Consider the following 26313-nt stretch of genomic DNA (forward strand, 5'->3'; position numbering starts at 1 on the left):
GCCGGATCGACGGTGAACCTTTGGAGACGGCCCTCGTTTTCGGGAACATGGACACGATCGAACAGGTCGAGGCGGCCTTCGAGACGCATCTCGAGGCGGGGCTGCACCACGGCGCACAGCTCGCGGTCTACCACGAGGGCGACCTCGTACTGGATCTCGCGGGCGGGACGACCGGGCCGGACGGCGAAGAGACCACCTCCGATCGGAAGCACGTCCTCTTTTCGTGTACCAAACCGTACGCCGGGGTCGCACTCCACCGGTGTGTCGAGGGCGGTCTCCTGAGCTACGACGACCCCGTCGTCGAGCACTGGCCCGAGTTCGCCTCGGGCGGGGAGAAGAGCGAAATTACCGTCCGGCAGGTCCTCTCACACCAGGCGGGGCTCCACGAGACCGCCTTCGACACCGAGTTCGAACGGTGGAGCGACTGGGAGGCCGCAGTCGAGGCGATGGAAGCGGCCGAGACGACGTTCTCGCCCGGCGAGACGGCGGCGTACCACTCTCTTTCCTACGGATTTCTGGTCGGTGAACTCGTCCGGCGGGCGAGCGGGACGCCGGTCGAGGAGTTCCTCGACGAGCGCGTCTTTGCCCCCTTGGGAATGGCCGACACCGACTTGGGGATCCCCGAGGGCGAACCCGACACGACCGCGAGCCTCGCGGGCTTTGCGCCCGGCGAGCGCGCCCGTGAGACCGACGCGGGTCTCGACGCCTTCTCGAACGCCGAGGCCGCGGCGCTGTTCGGCGAGGAGTGGCTCCACCGTGCGGTGGTCCCCGCGGCCTCCGCGACGGGCACTGCGAGGGACATGGCGCGATTCTATAGCTGTCTCGCAAAGGGCGGCGAGCTGGACGGGACGAGGGTTCTGGCGGAGGAGACGGTACAGGAGATGGCCACCGAGCAGGTCGCAGTCGAGCGCGACGATACCCTCGGGGTTCCCCGGCGCTACGGGCTGGGCGTCGTCCTCGGGGGCACCCCGTGGAACAAGTTCGGGACGATATCCCCAGGACGGGTCTTCGGACACGGCGGACTCGGCAGCATCGTCGGCTGGGCCGACCCCGAGGCGGATCTGGCCTTCTCCTACGTCACCAACGGGATCCGCGAGGAGACCGAACACGCCCTCCGGGTGAACGCGCTTTCGGATGCGGTGCGAATCGCGTTCGCGTGACGGCCGTCCGGCTTTCCGAGGACGATACGGTCGGTTCGACCGCGGATCCCCTGTTCCGAGACGACGAGGGTCGGCGGGTTGTCGCCCCGAGGACCGACCGCTATTGTCGGTCCTCGATCTGTCCGAGTCCCGGAATGGCGACGCGCCGCTCGACGTAGTTCATCGCGCTCGACGCGCTCAACACCAGACAGAGGTAGATCGCGCCCACGGTGATGAACACCGCCGTGTACCGGAAGTTCGAGGAGGCGATCGACTGGGCCCGCCTGAACAGTTCGGGAACGGTGATGAACGCGGCGAGCGAGGAGTACTTGATCAGGTAGACCAGTTCGTTCGTCCAACCGGGGATCGCGTATCGAAGCCCCTGCGGGAGCACCACGTATCGGATTCCCTCCAGTTTCGAGAGCCCGATCGAGCGGGCGGCGGTCAGCTGGCCGGCCTCGACGCTCTGGAGGGCCGCCCGGATGTACTCGCCCTGATAGGCCGCGCTGTTGATCGTAAATCCGATGATCGCGACCCAGACGGCCTGACCGGGGATCGCCCCGTAGCCGATGTAGGGCAGTTCGCGGATCCAACTCGAGAGGCCGAGCCCGTAGTACAGCACGAACAGCTGAGCCAGAAGGGGCGTCCCGCGGATCAACTCGGTGTAGACGAGCGCCACGCGACTCGACCAGCGCCCGTAGACCCGCGCGACGCTCAGCGGGACGGCGATGAGAAAGCCAAGAACCATCCCGCCGACCGTCAGCCAGATCCCGCTCGCGAAGGTCGGAAGCAGGGAGAGGGCGAAGCCGATCGGTTCGAGCGCGCCCCCGAGGACCCCGCTCGATTCGAGCCACGCCAGCGGCGGCAGGGGCTCGCCCCGCGGGACGCCCGCGCCCACCCGGACGAGCACCCAGTCGTTGAACCAGCGCACGAGCAAACAGCCCCAGAACAGGACCGCGCCACAGAGGAGCACTAGCCGGCGAACCGGGTAGCGACCGTCGGGCGCGTGGGGCGCGTCGTCGCTCACCGACCTACCCTCCCGAACCGGATTGACGCCCCCACGTCAGGCCTCCGGTCCGTCGTCGGTGAGCCGACCGAGAAACGCCTTCGTCCGGTCGTGCTCGGGGCGATCGAAGAGCCGTTTCGGTGGAGCGGTCTCGACGACCCGTCCCTCGTCGAGAAATGTCACCTGCGAGGCGACCGAGCGGGCAAAGCCCATCTCGTGGGTCGCGACGAGCATCGTCATGCCCTCGTCGGCGAGCCGGCGCATAACGCTCAGGACCTCCCCGACGAGTTCGGGGTCGAGCGCGCTGGTGGGTTCGTCGAACAGCATGAGCTCGGGTTCCATCGCCAGCGCGCGGGCGATCCCTACACGCTGTTGTTAACCACCCGAGAGCTCGGCGGGATAGGAGTCGGCCTGTCGTGCGATGCTGACCTGTTCGAGTTGCTCGTCGGCGACCCGGCGGGCGTCCTCCTTGCTCATCCCGCGGACCCGTCGCAGCCCCAACTCGATGTTTCCCCGGGCGGTCAGGTGCGAAAAGAGGTTGAAGTCCTGAAACACCATGCCGACCTGCCGGCGCAGTTCGTCCACGTCGGTGTCGGGACCCGAAACGAGGTCGCCATCGAGGTAGATCTCCCCGCCGTCGATCTCGGTGAGCCGGTTGACACACCGCAGCAGCGTGGACTTGCCGCTTCCGCTGGGCCCAATCAGCACGCCGACGTCGCCCCGGTCCATCGTCAGACTCACGCCGTCGAGGGCGGTCTCCTCGTCGTAGCGTTTGACCACGTCCTCGATTCGGAGGAGCGGCTCGTGGCTCACGCGGTCTCACCCCCGGGAATCGCGTATGCCTCGGCCAGCCGGTCGAGCGCGCGGTTCGTCGAGAACGTGAGCACGAAGTAGATCGCGCTCGCGAAGAGGACGATCTCCAGGACGGCGGTCGTCTGCTGAACGAACAGGTCGTAGGAGCGACTCAGCAGTTCGGCCAGCCCGATCGCGAAGGCGATGCTCGTGTCCTTCAGGACGATGGTGAACTCGTTTTGAAAGCCCGGCACGCTCCGGCGCAGTGACTGGGGGACGACGACGTGCCTGATCGCTTTCAGTTGGCTCATCCCCACGGATCGGGCGGCCTCGATCTGGCCCGAATCGACGCTCTGGATCGCACCCCGGAAGATCTGTGACTGGTAGGCCGCACTCCGGAGCCCGAGCCCGAGGATCGCGGCGAGAAACGCGCTGTCGATCGAGACGACGAAGAACAGCACGATGAGGATGACGAGGATCGGCGTTCCCCGAAGCACGACGCCCGCGGTCGAGACGACGCCCGCGGAGTAGCGCCCGCCGTAGACCTCGATCGCGCCCGCCGGAAACCCCAACAGGAAGCCGAGCAGGACGCTCGCGACCGTCAGGACGATCGTGATCGCGGTCCCGCCGAGCAGGTAGCCCGCGTTCTCGAAGACGAACGCCCAGTCGCCGGCCTGGAGGGGCGTCGCCGCGAATGAGAGCCGTTCCATCCGCGATCAGTTGCCGAACCACTCGTTGACGAGTTCGTCGTACCGACCGCTGTCCCGAACGGCCGCCAACCCGTCGTTGAGCGCGGTCTGGAGCTCCTCTTCGCCCTGACGCAGCCCGAAGCCGTACTGTTCGTCGGTCTCGTGGGTAAAGGCGACCGTGACCGCCCGCTCGCTCGCGAACGTCTCCGCGACGGGGACGTCCAGCACGAGCGCGTCGACGTTGCCGTTTTCCAGGTCCTCGACCCCGAGGACGTAGTTGTCGTAGGTGTTGTAATCGCCCTGTGCGATGATACCCGGCTCGATCAGTTCGCTCTCGACAACGGACTCGCCGGTGGTGCCGCTCTGTGCGCCGACGGTCGCGCCCTCGAGGTCCTCGAGGGACTGCCAGTCGACGGTCGCGTCCTCGCTGACCAGCACCGACTGGTTGGCGTCGTAGTAGGGGTCCGAGAAGGCGATCGTCTCCTCGCGGCCGGGCTCGATCGTCATCGCCGCCGCGATCACGTCGATCCGGTCGTTCTGGAGCGCGGGGATGAGCGAATCGAACTCGAACTCCTCCCACTCGTCGGCGAGCGTGTAGTCGGTCTCCTCGACGACGGCCGAAAGCAGGTCGACGTCGAACCCGACCAGATCGCCCCCTCCTTCATCTCGAACGGCGGGAACCCCGGCGCGGTCCCGGCGACGATCTCCGAGTCGTCGCCGCCGCCGAGCCCGCCGAGACAACCCGCAAGCGAGATCCCGGTGACCGCCCCGCCGGTCGTCTTCAAATACGTCCGTCTGTCCATACACTGATGTACGAAGCGGACGTTTATAACTACCTTTCGATGACAGCTATCGGCTTCGGTCGCTACTCGGGGATCGATTCGAAAAAGCCCGACAGGCGGTCGTTGACGGGGCGTGAGCGCTCGATCCACACCCCGTGGCCCGCCCCCTCGTAGACCTCGCGGGTCGCCCTCGGGAACCCCTCGGCCAGCAGATCTGCGTGCTCGACGGGAACGACCTCGTCTGCCCCGCCGTGGAGAACGAGCGCCGGGATCGTGACCTCGTAGAGCCAGTCGCTCGCGTCGAAGGCCTCGAAGGCGGCGTTCTGTGCCTCCCAGCCCGCACGATCCGCATCACCCGCCGCCCGCCACTCGACGATCCCCTCGATCACGTCGGGCTGTTCGGAGACGAAGTCCTCGGAAAGGAGTGCCAACAGCGAGTCCCGGAGCGCCTCGGGGTCGTCGGGCGGCGCGAACAGCCGCTTGCGGGGTTCCTCCGGGAGTCGCGACCGCGGTCCACCGGGGCTCGTCCCGATCAGGGCGAGGCTCCGCGCCCGTCCGTACTCGCGGGCGTACTGGAGCGCGACCATTCCTCCCAGTCCAGCGCCGACGAGGTGGGCACGGCGAATCCCGTGATCCGCGAGGACGGCCTCCAGATCGGCAGCGAGATCCCCGACCGAGTAGGGACCCGGCGGTGCATCCGACCGACCGGCCCCCCGCATATCGTAGCCGAGGACCTCGTAGGGCCCCGCGAGCGCGGCGTGCTGCCAACCCCACTGCCACGCACCCAGTCCGAGATCCGGGAGGAAGACGATTGTCTCGCCCGATCCCTCGCGTTCGTAGTACAGCGAAACCCCCTCGTGGTGTGCGCTGGCCATCACCGACGGTATCGTCCGGCGCAGGGTAAGATGCTCGATCACCAGTTCATGAACGATGATATAAATTTACAATCGTTGTAGATAAATCGAGAGATTCGTAACGGTATGGTTCAGAGTCTCGGAAACGATCGATAATGAGTGTACGAGACGGGGCGGGCCTCGCGGGAGATCGCAACCGATTCGTCGTGATCACCGCCGCGCTGGCCGCGCTGAACGGGCTGTTGTTCGGGTTCGACACCGGCGTCATCTCGGGGGCGCTGCTGTACATCGGCGAGACGTTCCCCGCACTGGAGGAGTCGGCGTTCCTCGAAGGGGTGGTCGTCAGCGGCGCGCTGGTCGGGGCGGCAATCGGCGCGGCGATCGGCGGCCGACTCGCCGATCGAATCGGTCGGCGGCGGCTGATCATCCTCGGGGCGTGTATCTTCTTCGTCGGATCGCTGGGAATGGCGACCGCACAGAGCGTCGCGTGGCTCATCGCCGCGCGGGTGTTCAACGGGATCGCGATCGGCTTCGCCTCGATCGTCGGGCCGCTCTATATCTCGGAGATATCGCCGCCCGAGATCCGCGGCTCGCTCGTCTCGTTCAACCAACTGGCGATTACCAGCGGGATCCTCGTCTCGTACGTGGTGAACTACGCGCTGGCGAGTCAGGGCGCGTGGCGACTCATGCTCGGTACGGGGATGATTCCCGCCCTCGCGTTGCTCGCCGGGATGTACTTCATGCCCGAGAGCCCCCGCTGGCTGATCGAGCAGGGCCGTGAGAGCGAGGCCCGCGGGACGCTCTCTCGGATCAGGAGCGAGGCGGGTCTCGACGAGGAGATCGCCGAGATGAAGCGGATGGCGGCCGTCGAGGACGGCGATCTGGGTGAGCTGGTGAAACCGTGGATCCGCCCCGCGATGGTCGTCGGAATCGGGCTCGCGGTCTTCCAGCAGATTACCGGAATCAACACGGTCATCTACTACGCGCCGACCATCCTCGCATCGACCGGCTTCGGCAGCGTCGGCTCGATCCTCGCCACCGTCGGAGTCGGCGTCATCAACGTCGCCATGACGGTCGTCGCCATCCTGCTGCTCGACCGGGTGGGTCGCCGCCCGCTCCTGATCGGCGGCATGGTCGGGATGTTCGCCACGCTGCTGGTGCTGGGTGGTGCCTTCTACCTGCCCGGGTTGGGCGGCACGCTTGGTTACGTCGCCACCGGCAGCCTGATGCTCTACGTCGCCTTCTTCGCCATCGGCCTCGGGCCGGTCTTCTGGCTGCTCATCTCGGAGATCTACCCGCTCAACGTCCGCGGGACCGCGATGGGCGTCGCGACGGTCGTCAACTGGCTCGCGAACCTCGCGGTCGCCCAGCTGTTCCCCCAGCTGTTCGAGCTGATCGGGCCCGCCTTTACGTTCTGGCTGTTCGCCCTGCTGACTGCCGGGGCCGTCGTGTTCTCTCACTACGTCGTCCCCGAGACGAACAGACGGACGTTAGAGGAGATCGAGGACGACCTCCGCGAGACGGCGCTCGGAAACGAGCAGCTGTCGATGGCCGATCGATCGACACAGGACGGCGGCGACTAAGTCCCGGCGGTCTGAAACCGCAAAAAGGCTATTTCAGGCGTTCAGGACCCGCTTGAGGACATCGGGGGCGTCTTCGAGCGCCTCGTCGAGTTTTCCAGCGTCGGGGCCGCCACCCTGTGCGAAATCCGGTGGGCCGCCCCCGCCGCCGCCGACGCGATCCGCGAGCGTGCCGACGACCTCACCGGCGTTGATGCCGACGCCGTCGGGGACCGCGACGACGAACTGCGCGCCGTCGGCACCGCTTCCGAGGACGGCGACCTTGCCCTCGCCCACGAGCGCGTTCGCCGTGGCGCGCAGCTCGTCGCTGTCGGCGTCGAGTCGCTGGATCACGGCGGTCGCCTCGCCCAGTTCGACCACCTCGCCCTCGCCGGCGCGTAGCTCGGCGAGTTCCTCGGTCAGCGCCTCGATCTCTTTTCCTCTGGCCTTCCACTCCTCGAAGAAGCGCTCGGCGGTACCGGGGACCTCCGCCGGTGAGACGTCGAGGACCGCGGCGGCCTCGTAGAGGGCGTCCTCGGTCTCCTGGGTCGCCTCGATGGCGGCCGCGCCCGCCGAGAAGGTCAGCCGTTCGACCCCGTCCTGAACCCGCTCGGTCGAAACGATCTTGATCGCGCCGATGTCGCCGGTTCGCGAGACGTGGGTGCCCCCGCAGGCCTGGACGTCCTCCGCGACGTGGATCAGTCGGATCCGCTCGCCCGGCGGGATCCCGCCCTGATAGAGGTCGAAACCGTGTTCGGCCTCGGCCTCGTTTCTGTGGGGCCACTCCTCGGTGACGGGGACGTTGTCACGGACAAGGTGGTTCGCGATCCGCTCGATCTCCTTTACCTGCTCCCGGCCGATCCGGTCGTAGTGCCGGACGTCGAGCCGGGCGCTCTCGACCCCCTTCTGTGCGCCGGCCTGCCGGATGTGCTCGCCGAGCACCTCGCGGGTCGCGTGCCCGACGATGTGGGTCGCGGTGTGATGGGCCATGAGCCGCTGACGGCGCTCGGGGTCGACCCGGCCGCGCACGAGCGCCCCTTTCTCGGGTTCCTCTTCGACCCGGTGGAGGACCACGCCTTCGTCTTCCTGTACGTCCGAGACGGCATAGCTACCGTCGTCGGTCGAAATGGTTCCGCGGTCGGCGGGCTGGCCGCCGCCCTCGGGGTAGAACATCGTCTGATCGAGGACGACGTCAAAGCCCTCCGCCCGGTCGATCACGTCGAGGATCACCGCCTCGAACTCCGTCCGGGTCTGGTCCTCGTAGTAGAGCTTCTCGGTGTCGGGAAGCTCCGCGACCCGCTCGTCGCGCTCCTCGGTATCGCGCATCGCTTCGCCGGCGTCGTGGCGACCCGCAACCAAACTGTAGAAGTCGTCGGGGATCTCGACGCTCGCCCCGACTTCCTCCGCGATCTTCTCGACCATGTCGGGCTGGATCCCATGGGAGTCGTAGAGTTCCAGCAGTTCCTCCGTGGGGATCGGCTCGTCGCGTTCGGCGTACTCCTGTGCGAGCTGTTCGACCCGCCGGCCGCCCCGTTCGAGGGTTTCACGGTACTTCTCGACCTCCGTGCGCACGATGTCGCGAATGGTATCGCGGTTCTCGTAGCCCAACCGTTCTGCCTGCATGTCGACGAGCTCGTCGAGCGGCGCGTCGACGCCCACCGTATCACAGAGCCGTTTGGTGCGCCGCAGGACCATTCTGGTCAGGTATCCCGTCGCGACGTTCGAGGGGACGATCCCGTCCCCGAGCATATAAGCCAAAGTCCGGCAGTGGTCGGCGATGGCGTAGACGGCCTCCATCGGTTCCATCAGCGCTTCGAGTTCGCTCACGTCGACGCCGACGCCGGCGGCGATCTCGCCGCGAGCGCTCTCCATGTCCTCGGCCTCGTCGATGTCCATGTGACCCGCGAGCTTCGAGGCCGAATGCAGCAGGGCCGCCTCCTCGTCAGTGTGGGTTATCCCGGCGTTAGTAGTCAAGAAGTCGATCATCTCCGGGTAGATCGCCTCGTAGACGGTCGGGGTACCTTGAGACACCCAGGTCCAGCGTTCGAGCCCGTAGCCCGTATCGACGATGTAGGTGTCCATCTTCGAGTAGCGGTTGCCGTCCTTGAGTTCGTACTCGCCCTCGGGGTCGGCCTCCATCGACATGAAGACGAGGGTGGCGAGTTCTACCCCCCGATAGATGACCTCGATGGCGGGCCCGGCGTTGCCGCCGCCGACCCACGGGTCCTCGATGTAGGTGATCTCCTCGGGATCCGCTCCGAGGGAAGTGAAAAACTCGTCGCAGTACTCCACCGTTTCGTCCTTCCAGTAGACCTCGCCGTGGTAGGCGTACTCGTCGGAGTCGACGTCCTCGCGGGTGTTGAAGGCGTGGTGGGCCATCATCTCGAAGGCCATCGTGTGCCGGCCCGTTTTACCGACGTTGTCGATGTCCTGCATTCGGATGCAGGGCTGGGAGATCGTCAGCGGGTTCGCCGGCGGCGGGGTCTTGCCCGAGGTGACGAGCGGCTGGAAGTCGTAGATCGAGGCCTGCGTCAGCAACACGTCGTCGCGCCAGCGGTTCGCGGCGACCGGATACGGATCGACCCGTTCGTGGCCATTCTCCTCGAAGAAAGAAAGAAAGTTCTCTCGCATCTCCTCCAGGGAGTATTCCCCCTCGAACCCGGGGTTGTCGATGAAGGAGTACTCGACACAGGGGGGCTCCCCACAGAGCTCCTGGTCGTGATCGCGCGTCCAGAAGTGGGCCCCACACTCCGGACACTCCCGCCTGACGAAGTCGTTCTCCTCGAAATAGTCGAGGCGGTATTCGGCCTCAAGCGCACTCATGATACCGCTAGTGGCCAATCGGCGCGTAAAACTGTTGCGCAACACCCGTCCGAATGGCGCTCGACGGCCGCCGCCGGCCATCAGGCCTCGATCCGGCCGTAGTCGAACTGCTCGCCCAACGTGGCGAGTTCGTCGAGCGCGTCCTGTTCCTCGCGCATGTTCCGTTCGAGGATGTCGGCGGCCTCGTCGAGGCCGAGCTGGTCTGCCATCGGCGTGAGGTTGCCGTAGCAGGCGATCTCGTAGTGCTCGGACTTCTGGCCGGCGGCGATGTTGAACCGGTCGAGCGCGCCATCGCTCGGCTCCTTCTCGACGAACTCCTCGTGGGCCTCGATCATCCCCTCGACGACGGGGTCTTCCGCGGCCTCGGGCTCCCGGCCGACGGCCTCGAAGACCTCCTCGAGGCGCTCGACGTGCTGCTGGGTCTCCTCGCGGTGCTCGGCGAAGCCCTCTTGAAGCTCCTCCTCGCTGGAGCTCTCCTCGAGCTCGGAGAGCGCGTCGAGCAGTCGCTGTTCGGTGTAGTAGACGTGCTGTAGCCCCTCGACGAACAGGTCCTCGGTGTTTTCGATGGTCATCGTGATCTCCGTCTGGGACCACTACTGGTATTTCAATAAACAGTCGGCTTGCACATGTGAGATGGCCGTATTCCGGCGATACGCTCGACGGAAACGTTGCGACTGACGGGCGAAGGGTTTTGAGAGGTGAACCGGAACGTCGGAGGAATGCCAGACTCCCGGTCCACGTGTTCATCGAGGGAAACGTCCAGGACGTCCACTTCCGCGACAACGCCCACGAGACCGCCCGTGCCCACGACCTCACCGGCTGGATCCGCAACTTGGAGGACGGCCGGGTCGAGGGGGTCTTCGAGGGCTCGGAGGAGGACGTCGAGACGATGATCGAGTGGTGTCGAACCGGGCCGATTAAGGCCGACGTCGAGGACGTCGAGGTCGAAGTCGGGAACCCGCAGGGCGACCTCGAGGACTTCGAGAAACAGTAGTTACTCTTCCTCTGCGAGCGCGAGCGAGGCCAGAAACGCCTCCAGCTGGATCTTCTCGTTTGCACCCTCGGTGATTCGATAATCGGTCTCGCCGATCCGATCGAGGGTGTGCACCGCCTTCCTGTCGCTGAGTCCGAGGTCCCACACCGAGCGGTGCAGTTGGTCGATGATGTCCCCACCCGAGAGACCTTTGTTCGACAACAGATCGTCGAGTGTCGCGCGCGCACCCGTGAAATCGCCCTCCAGCGCGCTCGTGACCATCGCCTCGATCTCCTCGGGGCGGGCGGTGGCGGTGATGGTGTAGACGGCGTCCTCGTCGACGGTCTCGCCCATGACCGCGGCGGCCTGTAGGGAGTTGACCGCCCGGCGCATGTCGCCGGCGGCGGCGTACACCAGCGCTTCGACACCCCCGTCGGTGATCTCGATCCCCTCGATCTCGGCGATCTCGCGGATCCGTCCCGCGACCGCCTCGTCGGAGATCGAGGAGAAGCGAAAGACCGCACACCGCGACTGGATCGGGTCGATGATCTTCGAGGAGTAGTTACACGAGAGGATAAAGCGCGTGTTCCCCGAGAACTGCTCCATCGTCCGCCTGAGGGCCGACTGGGCGTCCGACGTGAGCGAGTCGGCCTCGTCGAGGAAGATGATTCTGTAATTGTAACCCCCGAAGCTCGCGCGTGCGAACTCCTTGATTCGTCCTCTTACCACGTCGATTCCGCGGTCGTCCGAGGCGTTGAGTTCGAGGAAATTCTCGCGCCAGTCCTCGCCGTAGACCTCGCGGGCGATGGCGGTCGCACACGTCGTCTTGCCGATCCCCGCCGACCCCGAGAACAACAGATTGGGGAGGTCGTCGCGCTCGACGTACCGTTTCAGCCGGTCGGTGATCTCCTCCTGACCGATGACCTCCGAAAGCGTCCCCGGACGGTATTTCTCGACCCAGATCTCGTCGCGGCCGGGTCTCGACGCGCCGCCAGCCTCGGTCTCGCTCATACCCGATTCACGCACCGCGGGCGTGATAAACTCCCCGAGACGAACGGATGTATCCTTCCCGACACCTATATTCTCGGTCGTCACCTGAACACCTTCATGAAACGGGCACTCTCGGTTCTGGCAGCGGTACTGGTGGTGCTCTCGCTGTTTTCCGGCGTCGCCGCCGCCCAGGAGACCCGGTCGGGCGAAACCGTCGTCATCGAGGAGGGCGAGACCGTCAAGGGTGACCTGACCGCCGTCGCGGGCACCGTCGTCGTACAGGGGACGGTCGACGGCGACCTGACGGCCTTCGGCGGCGACGTGCTAGTCGAGGGCGAGGTGACCGGCGACGCCGACGCGTTCGCGGGCACCGTCCGCGTGGCCGGCGACGTGGGCGGCGAGGTGAGCGCCGCGGCGGGCACCGTCGTCGTAAGCGAGGACGCAAGCGTCGGGGCGCTCTCGACGGCGGGCGGCAACGTCGCGATCGATGGAACTGTCGCGGGCGACGTCGAGGCCGCCGCCGGCAGCGTCTCGCTCGGACCCGACGCCGTCGTCGGTGGCGACCTGACTTACGACGGGGCGCTGAACCGCCACCCCGACGCGACGGTCGCCGGGACCGTACGCGAGGGGTCGCCGGCCAGCCCCGTCCCGGCCCCGATCGGAGAGATCCCCACCCCGCCGCCGTGGCTGGGACCGGTCTACTGGCTGCTCGTCAATCTCGTCCTCGGCGCGGTCCTGCTTGCGGCGTTTCCGCGCTTTTCCGACGGCGTCTCGACCACGGCGAGGACGGAGACGCTCAAAAGCGTCGGCGTCGGCGTCCTCGCGCTCGTGGGGGTTCCGATCGCGCTCGGACTCGTCGCGATCACGCTCGTCGGGATCCCCCTCTCGGTCGCGGGAGCGTTGGTGTTCGCCCTGTTGCTCTGGGTCGGGTCGGTCTACGGCCGATTCGCCCTCGGGGCGTGGCTGCTCGCGCTCGCCGACGCCGAGAACCGCTGGGTCGCGCTGGCTCTCGGGCTGGTCGTCGTCGCCGTCGTCGGCCTCCTCCCGTATCTCGGCGGGTTCGTCGACCTCCTCGTGTTGCTCGTGGGGCTGGGTGCGCTCTCGCTCGCGCTGTACGGCCGGTACGGCGAGGCATGGAACGACGAGCGGACCACGACAGCCTGAAACCCCTCGCAGGGGTACTCGGCGCATGGACGTTACCGTCGAGGTCGTCGGCGAGGGCACCCACGACCTCTCGCTCCCGGAGCCGACCTACGCGGATCTGCTCTCGGAACTCGATCTCAGCCCCCACGAGGTCAGCGTCATGGTCGATGGTCGGCCCGTTCCCGAGGACCAGCCCGTCGAGGCCGAACGAGTACAGGTGCTCCGGCTGATCAAGGGCGGATGATCCGCGAGGCCCGCGAGGACGAGTTCGACGCGGTCATGCGGGTCGTGGAGGGCGCGCTGCTGGAGGTCGATCCCGAAACCGTACGCGGGGCGATCGCCGCGGGCGACGCGCTCGTCGCCGTGAATCGGAGCCACGTCAGAGGCGCGCTCGTCCTCGATGGCGCTCGAATCGAGGCGATCGCGGTGGTCAGAACCCATAGGGGACGGGGGATCGGCTCGGCGCTGGTCGGTCGGGCCGCCGAACGCGGCCCGCTTTCGGCCGACTTCCGCCCCGCCATCCGGCCCTTCTACGAGTCGCTCGGGTTCGAGATCGAGCGTGAGGACGGGCGGGAGAAACGGTATCGTGGCCGACTCAGCGGACCTCGGTGACCAGATCCCGACCGGCGGCGAGCAACTCATCGACCCGCGCTTCGCTACTGGCCTCGGCGTAGACCCGGAGTTTCGGTTCAGTGCCGCTGGGCCGGACGAGCAGCCACGCACCGCTCTCGAGGAGGAGTTTGAACCCGTCGGCCGTGTTGACGTCCTCGACACGCTCGCCGGCGGCCGAATCGGGAATGGCCTCCGAGAGCGAATCAAGCGTGGGTCCTTTCTCCTCGTCGGGACAGTCGACGCTCACGCGGTTCTGGTGGATCTCGCCGTGCTCCGCGAGCAGGCGGTCGACCCGCTCGTCGAGCGGCTCCTCGTCGTGGGCCGCCACAGCGAGCAGTGCGATCAGCACGCCGTCCTTTTCGCGGACGTGTCCCCGCATCGAAAAGCCGCCCGACTCCTCGCCCCCCATCAGGGCGTCGTGCTCGGCCATCGCCCGTGCGACCCACTTGAATCCGACGGACACCTCGATGGCCGCCTCGCCGTGGGATTCTGCGATCCGGTCGATCAGAAACGTAGTCGAGACGGTTCTGATGGCCGGACCCGAGTCGGTTTCGAGCAGGTAGTCGTAGAGCGCCGCGTACAGCAGGTTCGCGTCGAGGAGGCCCCGTTCGGGCGTGATAAGCGCGATACGGTCCGCGTCGCCGTCGTTCGCGATCCCGAGGGCGGCCTCACCCGACGTGACGCGCTCGACCAGTTCGTCGAGGTTCCCGCGCGTGGGCTCGGGCGAGACGCCGCCGAAGGTGGGATCGGCCTCACAGCGCAGGCGAGTGACGTCGACGCCCGCGCGTTTGAGCAGGCTGTCGGTGACGCCCCGACCGCTCCCGTGTATCGCGTCGTAGGCGACCGAGAGGTCGAGATCCGCTCCCACGAGGTCCAGCGCGTGGTCGGCGTGGGGCGTGACGAAGTCGACCTCCCGGACCGTACCCCACTCCGATTCGGGCAGCGGGTCGGGCTCGGCGAGGTTCGCCTCGATGGCGTCGGTGACCTTGGGCAGGGCGGGTGCGCCGTCCTCGGGAATGAACTTCACGCCGTTGTACTCGGGCGGGTTGTGCGAGGCGGTGATCATCAGCCCGCCCGCGAGTTCGCGCTCGGAAATGGCCCACGAGAGGAGTGGAGTAGGTCGGTCGCGCTCGGGCATCACGACGTCGAAGCCGTTCGCACACAGCACGCGCGCGAGTTCTTCCGCGAAACCCCGCGAGGACTCGCGGGCGTCGTAACAGACGGCGACCGGGTCGGTGAACCCCTCCTCGTCGAGGTACGTGGCGACCGCCTGTCCGACCATCCGAACCCGCGGCGCGGTGAAGGTATCGAGCGTCGCGCGCCAGCCGTCGGTCCCGAAACTGATCTGCTCCATACACGGACCTCATCGCCGGAGGGGAAAAATCGGCGGGGTCCGTTCGGTGTCGTTTTCTTTCCCCGTCCCCCAGTTCGGGTATGGCAAACCCCCGCGTCGTTGCCGTCTGTGGGAGCCTCCGTGACGGCAGCTACACCCGCCTCGCCCTCGGTCACGCTCTGACAGCCGCCCGCGAGGCCGGCGCAAGCGTCGAACTACTCGACCTGCGCGAGTACGACCTCCCGGTCTACGACCCCGACACCGAGGACACCGCCGACGCCGAGCAGTTGATGAGAGAGATCCGCGAGGCCGACGCCGTCCTCCTCGGGACCCCGGTCTATCACGGCACGATCTCGGCGGCGCTGAAGAACGCCCTCGATTACTGCGGGTTCGACGAGTTCGAGGACACCACGGTCGGCCTGCTCGCCGTCGCTGGTGGGGGCACCTACGGGCCCACCCTCGAACACCTCCGGGCGAGCGTGCGCGCGGTCCACGGCTGGGCGCTGCCCCACGAGGTCGGGATCCGCAACGCGAGCGACGAGTTCGATGCCGATGGCGAGTTCCTCGACGCATCGCTCGAAACGCGGGTCCGAAAACTGGGCCGGCAGGCCGTCGAATACGCCTTCATCGACCCCGAGCCGATCACCGAACACGCGGTTCAGTAGTCGATCAGACGCTCCTTTTCGCGCCGCGAGAGCTGTTTGATCGCGTATTCCCGGCTCATCGCTGCCGACCGACTCTCGAAGCGCTCGGTATGAACCAGCGAGACGGGCGTCCGCCCGCGGGTGTACTTGGCACCCTCGCCGGCGTTGTGCTCGTCGACCCGTCGCTCGACGTCGGTGGTGTAGCCAGTATAGAGGCTGTCGTCGGCGCACTCGAGGACGTAGACGTGGTGACTCATAGAAGGGGGCTTCGCGTGGTGATTGGGTTACGGTACGGGTAGCCGTAGGGCGAGGTTATGCGTTTCGCGCACGGAGCCTCGCGGCTTCCGCTATGCCCGCGTTCGCCGAACAGCTCGGACAGGCGTAGATCCGCCCGTGTTCGTCGGCGAACACGCGCTCGAAGCGCTCGGAGACGTGCGCATCGCAGTGGTTACAGTGTGGCATCGCGTTCATACCGGCTGATCACCGTGCCGGTAGCTAACAGTATGGGAGGACCCGATAAATACTCTTTCCAAAATCGGTCCGAAGTTCGCTTTCTCGAAAGAGAAATTTGCAATTTAGAAAGAGTGTCGTAGAATGAGCGAATGGAAAGTGAGACAGCGAGTACTCGCCTTCAGGATTCCCGAACTACGGGCGGGCATCTGCGATCGCGCTGGCGATCAGTCCCGCCTGTGTCCCCGCGACGAAGCCCGCATCGATGTTTACCACCGAGAGCGTGGTACACGACTGGAGCATTCCCATGAGTGCGGCCTCGCCGTTTCCGCCGTGGCCGTAACCGCTCGAGACCGGCAGGCCGATCACGGGTGCGGAAACGAGGCCGGCGACCACGGTCGGGAGCGCCCCCTCGCGACCGGCGGCGACCACGAGTACGTCCAGCTCGCGTAGGCGGGAGAGTTGGTCGACCACCCGAGAGAGGTTCGCCACGCCCACGTCCTCGATCCGCGTGACGCTCGCACCGATCTCGCTTGCGATCACCGCCGCCTCGCCCGCCGGTAGTCGGTCGGCGGTCCCCCCGGTGACGATCCCCACTGTAGCACTGATCTCGGGCGGTTCGAACCCCGGTTCGTGGACGACGAGACAGCGAGCGCGTTCGTGGTAGGTCGTATCGCCATCGAGCCCTTCGAGGGCGGCGGCCTCCTCGCTCTCGATCCGCGTGACGATCGCCCGTCCCGTGGTGTCGAGGGCGGTTTCGGCGAGCGCGGCGACCTCCTCGACGGTCTTTCCGGGCGCGAAGATCGCCTCGGGGATGCCGCGTCGGGATTCCCGGGCGGCGTCGAACCGGCCGGCGTCGGTCGTCGCGTAGCCTGCGAGGCGCGCCTGGGCCTCCTCGGGGGTTAATTCACCGGCATATACGCTATCAAGAATGTCTCGAAGTCCCATATTCGGGGGATAGACCCCCAGCTATTCCTATTCGTCGCCTTCGAGACGGGTCGATTTACGAAAGCTTATAAAGGCGGCCGGAAAAGGGCCGTTCGTATGGCAGACCTGATCGTCAAAGCCGCCGTAAAGGAAGCACTGTCCGACCACAACGTCTCCTCCGACTTCTACGACGCGCTCGACGAGGAAGTCGAGGGGCTCCTCAACGACGCGGCACGCCGTGCCGAGGACAACGACCGGAAGACGGTCCAGCCCCGCGACCTGTAAGTCGGCTTCCGAGCCCTTTTCGATTTTTTCGCACCGATCAGCGACGGCGTTCCTCGACGCGGTCGTGAGTGCCCACGAGTATCGTATCCGCCAGCCCGACGAACAGGCCGTGTTCGAGGGCGCCCGGAATCGAGGCCAGATCGTCCGCGAGGTCTGCGGGCTCCGCGATCCGGCCGAACTCGCAGTCGAACACGAGGTTGCCGTTGTCGGTGACGACCGGCCCGTCCTTTCGCTCGGCGGCCCTGAGTTCGGGCGTCCCGCCCAGTCCCTCGAGCGCCTCGGCGACGGGACGACGCGCGGAGGGCAGGACTTCGAGGGGGACGGGGCCATCGAACTCCTCGACCTCCTTCGAGGGGTCGGCGACGACGACGAACCGCTCTGCGGCGCTGTCGACCAGTTTCTCGCGTGCGTGGGCCGCGCCGCCGCCCTTGATCAGGTCGAAGCCCACGATCTGATCGGCACCGTCGATGGCCAGATCGGGAAGCGCGTCGTCGAGGGTCGTCAGCGGAATCCCGACCTCGCGGGCGAGGTCCGCCGACTGGTACGAGGTCGGAACCCCCCGTATATCGAGCCCCGCCTCGACCCGCTGACCGAGCGCGCGGATCGCGTGGGCCGCCGTCGAGCCGGTGCCGAGGCCGACGACCGTCCCGTCCTTGACGAGTTCGGCGGCGCGCTCGCCCGCCCTTCGTTTCGCCTCCTCGCTCCCGCCGGTGGTCTTCATGCGCGGGCGGTCGCTCCCCGGGAAAAAAAGCGTTTCAATCGGGCTGTGATTCGCTCGTGTGGAGGGGGACTGACCTCGGAATCGAAACCGTTCGCGGACGGAACGGGGGCGGTTCGTCGAGATTCGAGACCGACTCTGAGGGATAGTATCGCGAGTTAGCCGAGAACGGTCGCCTCGAACGCTATGAATGCGGCTTTCGCGGTCGCTCGGCGACGCCGGATTCCGAAGCGAGCCGGTCGACACGAGCGGACTATCGCAAGCGAAAGTGCGGAAAGGGATGCCGGCGTATCGGTAGACGCGATGGCACTCACCGAGATCGAACACCTCGACGACGAGATGGCCGACTGTCTGGACAACTGCCTCGACGCCGCCCAAGCCTGCGAGTGGTGTGCGGACGCCTGTGCCGACGAGGGCGAGGGGATGGCCGAGTGTATCCGGCTGTGTCGAGACGTCGCGGACCTGACAACGCTTCACGCCCGCTTCATGGCGCGCGATTCGGGCTACCACGCCGAGCTGGCGGCGGTCTGTGCCGACGCCTGCGAGGAGTGTGCAGAGGAGTGCGAGGGGCACGACCATGAGCACTGTCAGGTCTGTGCGGAGGTCCTGCGCGAGTGTGCCGAGACCTGCCGCGGAATGGCGGCTTGAGTCGAACGGTCGCTCCCGACACGAGCCGCCGGCCGTCGTATGAACAAGAGTCATAGCGCTCGCGACCGCTCTAGTTTTTCGTGGACGTCACCCCGGACGAGCCAGCGGTGGTTCTCGACGACGTGACCAAGACCTACCGGCTGGGCCAGCCCATCGACGCGCTCTCGTCGGTATCGCTGTCGATCCCGCGGGGATCCTACACCGCGATCATGGGCCCGAGCGGCTCGGGAAAGAGCACGCTGATGAACCTCGTGGGCTGTCTCGACCGGCCCACGGAGGGGCGGGTGCTGGTCGACGGGCGGGACGTCGCGGGGATGAGCGACCGCGAGCGGACGACCCTCCGGGGGCGAACGATCGGGTTCGTCTTCCAGACGTTCAACCTCATGCCGCGTCTGTCGGCGCTCGAGAACGTCGCCCTGCCGCTGGTCTTTCAGGGGGTCCGGCGGCGCGAGCGACGCGCTCGGGCCCGCGAACTGCTGGATCGGGTCGGTCTCGCCGAACGGGCGGATCACCGCCCCAACCAACTGTCGGGCGGTCAGCGCCAGCGCGTCGCCATCGCCCGCGCGCTCGTGGCCGACCCGGCCATCGTGCTCGCGGACGAACCCACCGGAAACCTCGACACCGCGACCGGAAGCGACGTGTTGGCGCTCTTCGAGGCGCTCTACGGGGAGGGGCGGACGGTGATACTCGTGACGCACGAACGCGACGTGGCCGAACACGCAGAACGGATCGTCCACGTCGTCGACGGCGAACTGGAAGGGATCGAGGCGGTCACCGGCGCGAGGCGGAAAGCGTGAACCCCCGGGAGGCGCTCTCGATGAGCCTGCGGGCGATCAGGGGCCATCCCCTCAGATCGTCGCTGACGGCGCTGGGCGTGTTGATCGGCGTCGCGGCGGTGATCGTCTTCGTGATCCTCGGGGCGAGCCTGCAGGCGGCGGTGATTGGCGAGGTCGGCGGCGAGGACGCCGAGCGGATCTACGTCTGGAACGGCCCCGAGGACGCACAGGGCCCGCCCGGTGCTGGCGCACGCGCCGTGTTCACCGAGGACGACATCGACCGGTTGCGCGCGATCGATGGCGTCGACGGGGTCGCCCCCTACGCGTCGGTCAGCGCGAACGGGTTCGAACACGAGGGCGATACGATCGCGGGTGGCGACGCCGTCGCCACCGGTCCCGACTACTTCACCGACGACGCGATCGCTGAGGGCCGGGCGTTCGAGTCCGGCGAAAACGAGGTCGTGCTGACGCCGCTGGCCGCGGCGGGGTTCGAGGAGGACGTCGCGGTCGGAGACCGGATGACGGTCACGTTCGAGGACGGCTCGGAGGCCGAGATGACCGTCGTCGGGATCCTCGAGGACTCGGGACCCCGAAGCCCGTTCGACGGGTTCGGCGAGGGCGCTCGCGTCTACATGCCCGCCGACCCCATCCACCGGACGACGGCCGAGAACGCCACCGGCGGCGAACAGCGCGTCTACCCGTACGTGGTGGTGACCGCCGACAGTCCCGAAAACGTCGAGGCCGTCACGTCCGCGGTCAGGACCTATCTGGAGGATGAATCGGACGCGAGCGAGGCCCTTCCCGGGACCTTCGGTGTCGAGATACAGACCAACGAGGACCTCCTCGAACAGGTGAACGGCCTGCTGGCGACGCTGACGGGCTTCATCACCGGGATCGCGCTCATCTCGCTGCTGGTGGGGTCGATCGGGATCGCCAACGTCATGCTCGTCAGCGTCACCGAGCGCACCCGCGAGATCGGGATCATGAAGACCGTCGGGGCACAGAAGCGCGACGTCCTCCAGCTGTTTCTGACCGAGGCGGCGATCCTCGGCCTGCTGGGCGCGGCGGCGGGGGCCGCGGTCGGCTTCGCGGGCGGGTACGTCGCGACCCGGATCCTCGAGTTCCCGTTCGTCGCGCCGCTCGAATGGGCGCTCGTCGCGGTCGTTACCGGTGTCCTCGTGGGGGCACTCGCCGGCCTCTACCCGGCGTGGAACGCCGCCCGGACCGACCCGATCGAGGCGCTTCGCTACGAGTGATCGGGATCGAACGCCGGTGGCTCACTCAAGGCGGTCCAGAACCGCCGCCGAATCGTACGCCAGCGAGAGCTGACGGGAGCGTCCCCGCCCCTCCATCCCGTCGTAGGAGGTCTCGACGATCCCGAGTTGATCGAGTTTGTTGACGATCTCCGAGTAGCGGGTGTAGCCCAGATCGGTCTCCTCGGCGAACGCCTCGTAGACCTCGCCGGCCTGCTCACCGTCGTGGTCGACCAGCACGCGAACGAGCGCCGCCTCGCTTTCGGCGAGTCCGCGGAGGCTCCGCGAGAGGTGGACGTATTTGGACTGTTCGTAGGCCTCCTCGACGTCCTCGATCTCGACGGTTCGACTGGCGCGCATCTCGGCGTTCAGCCCCGCCCGACGCAGGAGGTCGATCCCCACGCGCAGGTCGCCGCTCTCGGCGGTGAACTCCGCGACCCGGTCGAGGACCGTCGTGGAGACGACGCCGTCGTGAAAGCCGCGGTCGATGCGCTCCGTGAGGATGTCGACGATCTCGCCGGCGTCGTAGACCGGAAAGTAGACCTCCTCGGGGCGAAAGACGCTCCGAACCCTGGAATCGAGCTCCTCGATCGTGTCGAGCGCCAGATCCGAGGAGACGACGACCACGCCGATCCGCGTGCCGGGGTGGGCCTCGTGGGCGCGAAGAAGCGAATAGAGCGTATCGCTTGCTTCGTTCTCGTAGAAGAGGTAGTTCACGTCGTCGAGGGCGACCACGAGCACCTCGTCGGCCTCGACCAGCCTGTCTGCGACCTGTCCGAACAACTTTTTGAACGACACCCCGCTGGAGGGCGGTTCGTACTCGAAGATCCCCTCGAACAGTCTCGAAAAGACCGCATAGCGCGTCGAGTCGACCTGACAGTTGACGTGAACCGTCCGCACGCCCGCGTGGCCCGAGAGCTCGCCGAAGAGCTTCTGGACCGCCGTGGTCTTGCCGGTGCCGGGCGGGCCCTGCACCAGCGCGTTCAGCGGTCGGGATCCCCTCACGGCGGGCCGCAGGGCGTACTGCAGACTTTGTAACTGCGTCTCGCGGTGTTCGAACGTCTCAGGGAGGTAGTCGATCTCGAAGACGCGCTCGTCCCGGAAGACCGACTCGTCCCACGAGAGCATCCCCTCCTCGGGGTCCTCGACCATCACTTTCACCACGCTCGCCGGCCTATTTAATCGTTCGCCACGGCTGGTACCGTCGGCGATACGTCCGTAATCGAGGTCCCCGATCGCCTAGCGACTTCGATCGCGTAGTTATAGCCGACGGTATCACTCCCCGCGCCACGAAGGCGGGGCGAGGTCGAGGGCGAACACGGCGAGGACGTAGCTCACGCCGACCGCACCCGCGACCACCAGTTCCGCCCAAAGCGCAGTGATCCCGACGGAGCCCGCGAGGCGCAACGCGAGATACGCGAGGCCGACGACCGCAAGGAAATGGGCGATCTCGTAGGCGGTACCCTCCCGGTTCATGACTCGAATTTTCCGAGCAGCCGGTCGTAGATCGCCGTGCCCTCCTCGCGGGCGAGTTTCTCGACGATCAGTTCCGGCGTCGACCGGGCGAGACGGCCCTTCACGGGCGAGCGGTTCACCACGAGTTCGCCGTCTTCGAGGCCGACGGCCTCGATCCCGTCGACGGCGATCTCGCAGTCGGCGGCGCTCCGGATCTCGCGGGCGAGATGCGAGACGAAGACCGCCGTGGTGTCGGTCTCGGCGAGCGCTTCGAGGATGCCGGCGATAATCTTCGCGCTCGCGCCGGGTTCGGTGATGCTCTCGAGTTCGTCGACCAGCACCAGCCGGCCCTCACCCCCCGACGCGAGGTCGGCGAACTCCCGCACCGTTCCCTCGAAGGCCCCCGCGTCGAGGGTGCCCTGCGTCTTCGCGTGGTAGTGGACCTCTGAGAAGCGCTCCAGTCGGGCTCGGTCGGCGGGCACGGGCAGACCCATCTGGGCGAGGACTACCACTGTGCAGACCAGATCCAGCGTCGAGGTCTTCCCGCCGCTGTTGACGCCCGACAGCAGGGTGACGCCCGCCACCGAGTAATCGACGGGTTCGATCGCCTCCAAGGGCTCGGCGAGCAGCGGCGAGCGCCCGCCCTCGATCTCGATTCCCGCCCCGGAAAAGTCGGGCATCGTACAGTCGAACTCGCGGGAGAAGCGTGAGACCGCCAGCTCGACGTCGAGATCGAGGGCGGCCCGGACCAGCGCCTCGGACGGGTCCCGAAACGCTGCGAGGTCGGCGGCGAGTTCGCGTTTCCCACGCGTCGCCCGGCGTTCCTTTTCGGCGACCAGCTCCTCGCGCAGGCGTCCGACCACGTTCTCGTCGTGCTCGACGGGAAACGTCGGCTCCTCGGGGAAGGCCCCACGGGCGATCTCGCTCTCGCCGGGATCGAGCGCGAGCGCGTCGATCAGGTGTTCGCGGGCCGCCTCGATGGCTTCGGCGTACTCGTCTGCGAGTTCCCGCGAGAGCAGCGAGTCGATGCCCGCGCCGCGTTCCGCGAGCGAGAGCAGGTCCGTGCCCTCGATGGTCACGTCGCGCTCCTCGATCGCGTTCCTGAGGGAGTCGTTGGCGACGCTCTCTGCGGTGTGGACGCTCGCGTCGAGGTCCGACACCGCTCGGGTGAGTCGGTCGAGTTCGGCGTCGTCTCTCACCTCGCCGTCGGGACCCAATCGGGAGAGCGCGTCGTCCAACGAATCGAGGTCACAGGGCGGGTCCATCCCGTCGGTCCGGTGAACCGAGATCGCCGCGCGAATCGACTCCCGGTTTGTGGCGAAAAACGAGAGAACCCGTTCGGGGGCGATCTCGGCCGGATCCGAGAGCGCGTCGGGTCTGACCTGTACGTCGCCCTCGACTTCGACCCCGGTGAAGGCCTCGTCGAGCGCGATCACCGTCGAGTAGCTCCGCGCGAGGTCCGCCAGCCCGCGGGCGTCCTCGCACACCTCGACCGGGAGTTCCGGAAGCGCCTCGCGCGCAGCGGCGAGGGTTTCTGCGTCGCTCGTGACCAGACAGCGGTCTCGAACCCGCACGTCGCGCGGCGTTTCGAGGGGTGTGACTCCCGAGAGGGCCTCGCGGACATCGGGGTCGGGCTCGCGTTCGAGTGCGCGTCTGGCGAACGCCCGGACCTCCTCGATACGGGAGGGCGAACCGCTGGGATAGAACGTCTCGAGGCGGCGTTTTCCGTAGGCGGTGACCGCCCGGTCCTGCAACAGGGAGAGCAGTTCGCGGTGGATCTCGCGGGCACGGTCGGTCCTGAGCAGCCGACTCGAATCGTCGTGTTCCCGGCGGATCGCGCCGCGGGCGATCCGGGCGGCCCGGCCCTCGCTGATCCCCGGTGCGCTCGCGAGGTGGGCCACGTCACCCTCGCGGAGCGCGCGTTCAGCGCCCTCGACCTCGGCGAGCGCGCTTGCGGTCTTCGCGCCCACCCCGGGGATCGACTCGAACTCCATCAGTAGGCCCACTACCGGCGCGAACGCAAAAACGTCCCGGCCGGACCTCACGAGAGCGCACGGCTTTTGTCCGCGGGCGCGCAAGGGCGAGCATGTCCGCAGAGGAGAAACTGGCCGCCGCCCGCGCGGACCTCGCCGGCGAGGCGGGGATACTCGTCGCCTTCTCCGGGGGAGTGGATTCGAGCGCCGTCGCCGCCATCGCCCACGACGCACTCGGAGAGGACGCCGTGGCCTGCACCGCCAAAAGCGAGACGCTGCCCGAGGCAGAACTCGCGGACGCAACGCGGGTCGCAGCGGAGATCGGCATCCGCCACGAGGTCGTCGAGTTCTCCGAACTGGACGACCCCGAGTTCGTCAAAAACGACGGCGACCGCTGTTATCACTGCCGGTCGATGCGACTCGGGAGGATGTTCGAGAAGGCGGAGGAACTCGGGATTCCAGTGGTGTGCGACGGAACGAACGCCTCGGACCCCGGCGAGGGCCACCGGCCGGGCCTGCAGGCGGTCACCGAGCTCGACGCCCGCTCGCCGCTTCTCGAACACGACATCAGCAAGGACGAGGTGCGCGAGATCGCCGATATTTATGGGCTCTCCGTGGCCGACAAACCCTCGATGGCCTGTCTCTCCTCGCGGATTCCGACCGGGGTCGAGGTCACCGAGGAGCGACTCACGCGGGTCGACAAGGCCGAGGCCCTGCTGCGAGGGTGGGGCTTCTCGCAGTTCCGCGTGCGCGATCACGACGGGCTCGCCCGCATCGAAATCACGCCCGAGGAGCTAAAGGAGGCCCTCGATATCGAGTTCGTCCGGGCGACCCGCGCGCACATGGAGGATCTGGGCTTCGAGCACGTCACGCTGGATTTGCACGGCTATCGGACGGGAAGCGTCAGCCCCGGCGAGACAGCCGACACAGAGGCGGATCTGCTCGACACGCAGTACCCCACGGCGGAGTAGGTCAGTCGGTGGTCGGCGGTTCGTCGGCCTCGCGCTCGCGTTTCTCCTCGACGACGTCGATCGGGATCCCCGCAGGGGTCTCGTCGCGCTCGCCGAAGCCGGCGCTCAGGATCCGAGTCAGTGCCTCCTCGACGTTCTCGTCGGTCTCGATGACGTCCTCCTCCTCGACCTCGATGACGAACCCGCTGGTGATGTTCGGTGCAGTGGGTAAAAAGAGGAGTTTCCGGCCGTCCGGCGTCTCACGGCCGGTCTTGAACGCGGTCATGCGGACGTTCTCCCAGGTGTTTACCTTCACCGGTGCCTGCAGGTCGCTCGTCCCGGTCAGCGCGGTCTCGATCGCCATCTTCGAGGCGTTGTAGACCACGCGGAGACCGGGCACGCTGTTCATGACGGCGTCGATCCCGGCCTCGACCAGCGAGCCGATGGCCGTGCGCATCAGGTAACCGACGGCGAAGACCAGCAGGACGAAGACGGCGAGCGTGATGAACACGCGAAGCGCGGGGTTCGCGATGGACTGGGTCAGCGGGAGGTTCGCGATGAAGCGAAAGAGCCAGTAGACCACCCAGATGGTGACGATGATCGGGACGATGACGACCAGCCCGCTCGCCATGTCCCGCTTCCATGTCGACATTCGCTCGCCCCTTACGGGGCCGCGCTAAAAGAGTTGTTCATCGGCCCAGAATCGCCCGGAGCGCGAACCCTGCGTTTTCCTTCCGTTCCATCATCCGCCGGTAGAAATACGAGAGCCACTTCCCGCCGTAGGGCGCATACTGGTAGACCTCGTACTCGCGGGCGAGGTCGATCTGGACGTCCTCGCGCACCCCCATCAGCATCTGGATCTCGAAGGGCGTTCCATGAGCGTCGTGGAGTTCGCGTGCCCGGTCGATCATCACGGGGTCGTGGCTGCCGACGGCGATCCCGCCGTCGTAGGCCTCGAACATATACTCGAGGTAATCCTCGTAGACCTCGTTGACGCGTTCTTTACTCTTGTAGGCGGTCGCGGGCGGCTCGTCGTAGGCACCCTTGACCAGCCGGATCTTCCCGGGAACGTCCGCGAAACGCTCGATGTCGTCGCGGGTGCGCTTGAGGTTCGCCTGCAGACAGACGCCCATCCCCCCTCCTCGGGCCTCGACGAACTCCTCGAAGGCGTCGAGCGTGGCGTCCGTGGTGGTGTGGTCCTCCATGTCGAGCCAGACGAACCGGTCGTGTTCGTCCGCCCGGTCGACGATCCCCCGGAGGTTGTCGCGAAACCGGGCCTCGCTCACGTCCAGTCCGATCTGGGTGGGTTTGACCGTGATGCAGGCGTCGAGTCCGGTTCCGGCGAGGTCGTCGAGCAACGCGGCGTACGCGCGGGCGTCGTCGTCGGCCTCCGTGGGGTCCTCGTAGTGCTCTCCCAGAAGGTTAAGGAGCACGCCCACGCCGCGGTCGTTGCACTCACGGACGTGTTCGAGGGCGGTTGCTGGGGTCTCCCCGGCGACGAACCGGCGCGCGATCGGCGGGATCATGTCGCTCCCTTCG

28 protein-coding genes and 2 pseudogenes are annotated in these 26313 nt (G+C 67.0%); 12 read left to right on the forward strand and 18 right to left on the reverse strand.

What is annotated here, in order from left to right; all coding sequences use genetic code 11:
- Positions 1 to 47: 47 nt before the first annotated feature.
- Positions 48 to 1160, forward strand: coding sequence for a serine hydrolase domain-containing protein (locus HAPAU_RS03815; protein ID WP_066380314.1), 1113 nt, complete (start codon positions 48 to 50; stop codon positions 1158 to 1160).
- A 100-nt stretch (positions 1161 to 1260) separates the two neighbouring features.
- Here the strand turns inward: HAPAU_RS03815 and HAPAU_RS03820 are convergent, their stop codons facing one another.
- The 5 genes and pseudogenes from HAPAU_RS03820 to HAPAU_RS03840 all read right to left on the reverse strand — a co-directional run bounded on the left by HAPAU_RS03820 (position 1261) and on the right by HAPAU_RS03840 (position 5283).
- Complete coding sequence (locus HAPAU_RS03820; protein ID WP_066379830.1) at positions 1261 to 2166, reverse strand: amino acid ABC transporter permease; 906 nt, start codon at positions 2164 to 2166, stop codon at positions 1261 to 1263.
- Positions 2167 to 2202: 36 nt separating this feature from the next.
- Positions 2203 to 2958 (reverse strand): annotated as a pseudogene (locus tag HAPAU_RS03825) (amino acid ABC transporter ATP-binding protein).
- Positions 2955 to 3647 (reverse strand): amino acid ABC transporter permease, encoded by a 693-nt coding sequence (locus tag HAPAU_RS03830; RefSeq protein ID WP_066379831.1) that lies wholly within the window; start codon positions 3645 to 3647, stop codon positions 2955 to 2957. Before HAPAU_RS03830 ends, HAPAU_RS03825 begins: the two are co-directional and overlap by 4 nt.
- 6 nt (positions 3648 to 3653) lie before the next feature.
- Positions 3654 to 4429, reverse strand: a pseudogene (locus tag HAPAU_RS03835) (basic amino acid ABC transporter substrate-binding protein).
- Between the two features lie 62 nt (positions 4430 to 4491).
- On the reverse strand, positions 4492 to 5283 hold the full coding sequence (locus HAPAU_RS03840) for an alpha/beta fold hydrolase (protein ID WP_066379833.1): 792 nt from the start codon (positions 5281 to 5283) through the stop codon (positions 4492 to 4494).
- Positions 5284 to 5417: 134 nt separating this feature from the next.
- Between HAPAU_RS03840 and HAPAU_RS03845 the strand changes: the two genes are divergently transcribed.
- On the forward strand, positions 5418 to 6845 hold the full coding sequence (locus HAPAU_RS03845) for a sugar porter family MFS transporter (protein WP_066379835.1): 1428 nt from the start codon (positions 5418 to 5420) through the stop codon (positions 6843 to 6845).
- Positions 6846 to 6878: 33 nt separating this feature from the next.
- Here HAPAU_RS03845 and alaS read toward each other — a convergent pair whose 3' ends face one another.
- Both alaS and HAPAU_RS03855 read right to left on the reverse strand, forming a co-directional pair.
- A complete protein-coding gene (alaS, locus tag HAPAU_RS03850) occupies positions 6879 to 9644 on the reverse strand; it encodes an alanine--tRNA ligase (RefSeq protein ID WP_066379843.1) in 2766 nt (921 codons plus the stop codon).
- A gap of 80 nt (positions 9645 to 9724) precedes the next feature.
- Entirely contained in the window at positions 9725 to 10216 is a 492-nt protein-coding gene (locus HAPAU_RS03855; RefSeq protein ID WP_066379845.1) for a YciE/YciF ferroxidase family protein, read from the reverse strand.
- 167 nt (positions 10217 to 10383) lie between these two features.
- On the opposite strand from HAPAU_RS03855, the gene HAPAU_RS03860 reads away from it, so the two are divergent.
- Complete coding sequence (locus HAPAU_RS03860) at positions 10384 to 10638, forward strand: acylphosphatase (protein ID WP_245634021.1); 255 nt, start codon at positions 10384 to 10386, stop codon at positions 10636 to 10638.
- Here HAPAU_RS03860 and HAPAU_RS03865 read toward each other — a convergent pair whose 3' ends face one another.
- Complete coding sequence (locus HAPAU_RS03865) at positions 10639 to 11628, reverse strand: replication factor C small subunit (RefSeq protein WP_066379848.1); 990 nt, start codon at positions 11626 to 11628, stop codon at positions 10639 to 10641.
- Between the two features lie 96 nt (positions 11629 to 11724).
- Here HAPAU_RS03865 and HAPAU_RS03870 point away from each other — a divergent pair, with 96 nt between their 5' ends.
- The 3 genes from HAPAU_RS03870 to HAPAU_RS03880 are packed head-to-tail and all read left to right on the forward strand — an operon-like array spanning position 11725 to position 13362.
- Entirely contained in the window at positions 11725 to 12771 is a 1047-nt protein-coding gene (locus tag HAPAU_RS03870) for a bactofilin family protein (protein ID WP_066379850.1), read from the forward strand.
- A gap of 25 nt (positions 12772 to 12796) precedes the next feature.
- A complete protein-coding gene (gene samp2, locus HAPAU_RS03875; RefSeq protein ID WP_066379854.1) occupies positions 12797 to 12994 on the forward strand; it encodes a ubiquitin-like small modifier protein SAMP2 in 198 nt (65 codons plus the stop codon).
- On the forward strand, positions 12991 to 13362 hold the full coding sequence (locus HAPAU_RS03880; RefSeq protein ID WP_066379856.1) for a GNAT family N-acetyltransferase: 372 nt from the start codon (positions 12991 to 12993) through the stop codon (positions 13360 to 13362). Before samp2 ends, HAPAU_RS03880 begins: the two co-directional genes overlap by 4 nt.
- On the opposite strand, the gene HAPAU_RS03885 is transcribed toward HAPAU_RS03880, so the two are convergent.
- A complete protein-coding gene (locus HAPAU_RS03885) occupies positions 13346 to 14716 on the reverse strand; it encodes a phosphoglucomutase/phosphomannomutase family protein (protein ID WP_066379857.1) in 1371 nt (456 codons plus the stop codon). The two genes, HAPAU_RS03880 and HAPAU_RS03885, sit on opposite strands and share 17 nt — an antisense overlap.
- Positions 14717 to 14796: 80 nt before the next feature.
- On the opposite strand from HAPAU_RS03885, the gene HAPAU_RS03890 reads away from it, so the two are divergent.
- A complete protein-coding gene (locus tag HAPAU_RS03890; protein WP_066379864.1) occupies positions 14797 to 15360 on the forward strand; it encodes an NADPH-dependent FMN reductase in 564 nt (187 codons plus the stop codon).
- Here HAPAU_RS03890 and HAPAU_RS03895 read toward each other — a convergent pair.
- The 3 genes from HAPAU_RS03895 to larB form a co-directional block, all read right to left on the reverse strand.
- The gene (locus HAPAU_RS03895) at positions 15354 to 15596 is read right to left on the reverse strand and encodes a GIY-YIG nuclease family protein (RefSeq protein ID WP_066379865.1); all 243 of its coding nucleotides are present in this window, start codon (positions 15594 to 15596) and stop codon (positions 15354 to 15356) included. The two genes, HAPAU_RS03890 and HAPAU_RS03895, sit on opposite strands and share 7 nt — an antisense overlap.
- A gap of 55 nt (positions 15597 to 15651) precedes the next feature.
- Positions 15652 to 15801: a DUF7563 family protein gene (locus HAPAU_RS20820; RefSeq protein WP_449267233.1), complete on the reverse strand. Its 150-nt coding sequence runs from the start codon at positions 15799 to 15801 to the stop codon at positions 15652 to 15654.
- Positions 15802 to 15984: 183 nt separating this feature from the next.
- On the reverse strand, positions 15985 to 16737 hold the full coding sequence (gene larB / locus HAPAU_RS03900) for a nickel pincer cofactor biosynthesis protein LarB (RefSeq protein WP_066379867.1): 753 nt from the start codon (positions 16735 to 16737) through the stop codon (positions 15985 to 15987).
- 96 nt (positions 16738 to 16833) lie between these two features.
- On the opposite strand from larB, the gene HAPAU_RS03905 reads away from it, so the two are divergent.
- Complete coding sequence (locus HAPAU_RS03905; protein ID WP_066379868.1) at positions 16834 to 17001, forward strand: DNA-binding protein; 168 nt, start codon at positions 16834 to 16836, stop codon at positions 16999 to 17001.
- Between the two features lie 37 nt (positions 17002 to 17038).
- Here the strand turns inward: HAPAU_RS03905 and rpiA are convergent, their stop codons facing one another.
- Positions 17039 to 17722: a ribose-5-phosphate isomerase RpiA gene (gene rpiA, locus HAPAU_RS03910; RefSeq protein ID WP_066379870.1), complete on the reverse strand. Its 684-nt coding sequence runs from the start codon at positions 17720 to 17722 to the stop codon at positions 17039 to 17041.
- 300 nt (positions 17723 to 18022) lie between these two features.
- Here rpiA and HAPAU_RS03915 point away from each other — a divergent pair, with 300 nt between their 5' ends.
- The 3 genes from HAPAU_RS03915 (at position 18023) to HAPAU_RS03925 (ending at position 20399) form a co-directional block, all read left to right on the forward strand.
- Positions 18023 to 18367 (forward strand): four-helix bundle copper-binding protein, encoded by a 345-nt coding sequence (locus HAPAU_RS03915; protein ID WP_066379872.1) that lies wholly within the window; start codon positions 18023 to 18025, stop codon positions 18365 to 18367.
- A gap of 80 nt (positions 18368 to 18447) precedes the next feature.
- The gene (locus HAPAU_RS03920) at positions 18448 to 19164 is read left to right on the forward strand and encodes an ABC transporter ATP-binding protein (protein ID WP_066379875.1); all 717 of its coding nucleotides are present in this window, start codon (positions 18448 to 18450) and stop codon (positions 19162 to 19164) included.
- A complete protein-coding gene (locus HAPAU_RS03925) occupies positions 19161 to 20399 on the forward strand; it encodes an ABC transporter permease (protein ID WP_066379876.1) in 1239 nt (412 codons plus the stop codon). The genes HAPAU_RS03920 and HAPAU_RS03925 overlap by 4 nt, the downstream gene beginning before the upstream one ends.
- Positions 20400 to 20420: 21 nt before the next feature.
- Here the strand turns inward: HAPAU_RS03925 and HAPAU_RS03930 are convergent, their stop codons facing one another.
- The 3 genes from HAPAU_RS03930 to HAPAU_RS03940 form a co-directional block, all read right to left on the reverse strand.
- On the reverse strand, positions 20421 to 21548 hold the full coding sequence (locus HAPAU_RS03930; protein WP_066379877.1) for an ORC1-type DNA replication protein: 1128 nt from the start codon (positions 21546 to 21548) through the stop codon (positions 20421 to 20423).
- A 123-nt stretch (positions 21549 to 21671) separates the two neighbouring features.
- Positions 21672 to 21872: a hypothetical protein gene (locus HAPAU_RS03935; RefSeq protein ID WP_066379879.1), complete on the reverse strand. Its 201-nt coding sequence runs from the start codon at positions 21870 to 21872 to the stop codon at positions 21672 to 21674.
- Positions 21869 to 23845 (reverse strand): MutS-related protein, encoded by a 1977-nt coding sequence (locus tag HAPAU_RS03940; protein ID WP_066379881.1) that lies wholly within the window; start codon positions 23843 to 23845, stop codon positions 21869 to 21871. Before HAPAU_RS03940 ends, HAPAU_RS03935 begins: the two co-directional genes overlap by 4 nt.
- A 92-nt stretch (positions 23846 to 23937) precedes the next feature.
- Here HAPAU_RS03940 and larE point away from each other — a divergent pair, with 92 nt between their 5' ends.
- Entirely contained in the window at positions 23938 to 24795 is an 858-nt protein-coding gene (gene larE / locus HAPAU_RS03945; RefSeq protein WP_066379883.1) for an ATP-dependent sacrificial sulfur transferase LarE, read from the forward strand.
- 1 nt (position 24796) lies between these two features.
- On the opposite strand, the gene HAPAU_RS03950 is transcribed toward larE, so the two are convergent.
- Together HAPAU_RS03950 and HAPAU_RS03955 are read right to left on the reverse strand one after the other, a co-directional pair.
- The gene (locus HAPAU_RS03950; protein ID WP_066379887.1) at positions 24797 to 25426 is read right to left on the reverse strand and encodes a DUF502 domain-containing protein; all 630 of its coding nucleotides are present in this window, start codon (positions 25424 to 25426) and stop codon (positions 24797 to 24799) included.
- Positions 25427 to 25463: 37 nt separating this feature from the next.
- Positions 25464 to 26300, reverse strand: a complete 837-nt coding sequence (locus tag HAPAU_RS03955) for a proline dehydrogenase family protein (protein WP_066379889.1) — start codon at positions 26298 to 26300, stop codon at positions 25464 to 25466.
- Between the last annotated feature and the right edge of the window lie 13 nt (positions 26301 to 26313).

This window comes from Halalkalicoccus paucihalophilus, from assembly GCF_001593955.1.
In the GTDB taxonomy this organism is placed as follows: domain Archaea; phylum Halobacteriota; class Halobacteria; order Halobacteriales; family Halalkalicoccaceae; genus Halalkalicoccus; species Halalkalicoccus paucihalophilus.

What these genes read in the sequence shown, in the direction of transcription:
- HAPAU_RS03815 (WP_066380314.1), top strand. Translation starts at nt 48, where the DNA reads ATGGACACGATCGAACAGGTCGAGGCGGCCTTCGAGACGCATCTCGAG.
- HAPAU_RS03830 (WP_066379831.1), bottom strand. Translation starts at nt 3,647, where the DNA reads ATGGAACGGCTCTCATTCGCGGCGACGCCCCTCCAGGCCGGCGACTGG.
- HAPAU_RS03840 (WP_066379833.1), bottom strand. Translation starts at nt 5,283, where the DNA reads ATGGCCAGCGCACACCACGAGGGGGTTTCGCTGTACTACGAACGCGAG.
- HAPAU_RS03845 (WP_066379835.1), top strand. Translation starts at nt 5,418, where the DNA reads ATGAGTGTACGAGACGGGGCGGGCCTCGCGGGAGATCGCAACCGATTC.
- alaS (WP_066379843.1), bottom strand. Translation starts at nt 9,644, where the DNA reads ATGAGTGCGCTTGAGGCCGAATACCGCCTCGACTATTTCGAGGAGAAC.
- HAPAU_RS03855 (WP_066379845.1), bottom strand. Translation starts at nt 10,216, where the DNA reads ATGACCATCGAAAACACCGAGGACCTGTTCGTCGAGGGGCTACAGCAC.
- HAPAU_RS03865 (WP_066379848.1), bottom strand. Translation starts at nt 11,628, where the DNA reads ATGAGCGAGACCGAGGCTGGCGGCGCGTCGAGACCCGGCCGCGACGAG.
- HAPAU_RS03870 (WP_066379850.1), top strand. Translation starts at nt 11,725, where the DNA reads ATGAAACGGGCACTCTCGGTTCTGGCAGCGGTACTGGTGGTGCTCTCG.
- samp2 (WP_066379854.1), top strand. Translation starts at nt 12,797, where the DNA reads ATGGACGTTACCGTCGAGGTCGTCGGCGAGGGCACCCACGACCTCTCG.
- HAPAU_RS03880 (WP_066379856.1), top strand. Translation starts at nt 12,991, where the DNA reads ATGATCCGCGAGGCCCGCGAGGACGAGTTCGACGCGGTCATGCGGGTC.
- HAPAU_RS03885 (WP_066379857.1), bottom strand. Translation starts at nt 14,716, where the DNA reads ATGGAGCAGATCAGTTTCGGGACCGACGGCTGGCGCGCGACGCTCGAT.
- HAPAU_RS03890 (WP_066379864.1), top strand. Translation starts at nt 14,797, where the DNA reads ATGGCAAACCCCCGCGTCGTTGCCGTCTGTGGGAGCCTCCGTGACGGC.
- HAPAU_RS03895 (WP_066379865.1), bottom strand. Translation starts at nt 15,596, where the DNA reads ATGAGTCACCACGTCTACGTCCTCGAGTGCGCCGACGACAGCCTCTAT.
- HAPAU_RS20820 (WP_449267233.1), bottom strand. Translation starts at nt 15,801, where the DNA reads ATGCCACACTGTAACCACTGCGATGCGCACGTCTCCGAGCGCTTCGAG.
- larB (WP_066379867.1), bottom strand. Translation starts at nt 16,737, where the DNA reads ATGGGACTTCGAGACATTCTTGATAGCGTATATGCCGGTGAATTAACC.
- HAPAU_RS03905 (WP_066379868.1), top strand. Translation starts at nt 16,834, where the DNA reads ATGGCAGACCTGATCGTCAAAGCCGCCGTAAAGGAAGCACTGTCCGAC.
- rpiA (WP_066379870.1), bottom strand. Translation starts at nt 17,722, where the DNA reads ATGAAGACCACCGGCGGGAGCGAGGAGGCGAAACGAAGGGCGGGCGAG.
- HAPAU_RS03915 (WP_066379872.1), top strand. Translation starts at nt 18,023, where the DNA reads ATGGCACTCACCGAGATCGAACACCTCGACGACGAGATGGCCGACTGT.
- HAPAU_RS03930 (WP_066379877.1), bottom strand. Translation starts at nt 21,548, where the DNA reads ATGGTCGAGGACCCCGAGGAGGGGATGCTCTCGTGGGACGAGTCGGTC.
- HAPAU_RS03935 (WP_066379879.1), bottom strand. Translation starts at nt 21,872, where the DNA reads ATGAACCGGGAGGGTACCGCCTACGAGATCGCCCATTTCCTTGCGGTC.
- HAPAU_RS03940 (WP_066379881.1), bottom strand. Translation starts at nt 23,845, where the DNA reads ATGGAGTTCGAGTCGATCCCCGGGGTGGGCGCGAAGACCGCAAGCGCG.
- larE (WP_066379883.1), top strand. Translation starts at nt 23,938, where the DNA reads ATGTCCGCAGAGGAGAAACTGGCCGCCGCCCGCGCGGACCTCGCCGGC.
- HAPAU_RS03950 (WP_066379887.1), bottom strand. Translation starts at nt 25,426, where the DNA reads ATGTCGACATGGAAGCGGGACATGGCGAGCGGGCTGGTCGTCATCGTC.
- HAPAU_RS03955 (WP_066379889.1), bottom strand. Translation starts at nt 26,300, where the DNA reads ATGATCCCGCCGATCGCGCGCCGGTTCGTCGCCGGGGAGACCCCAGCA.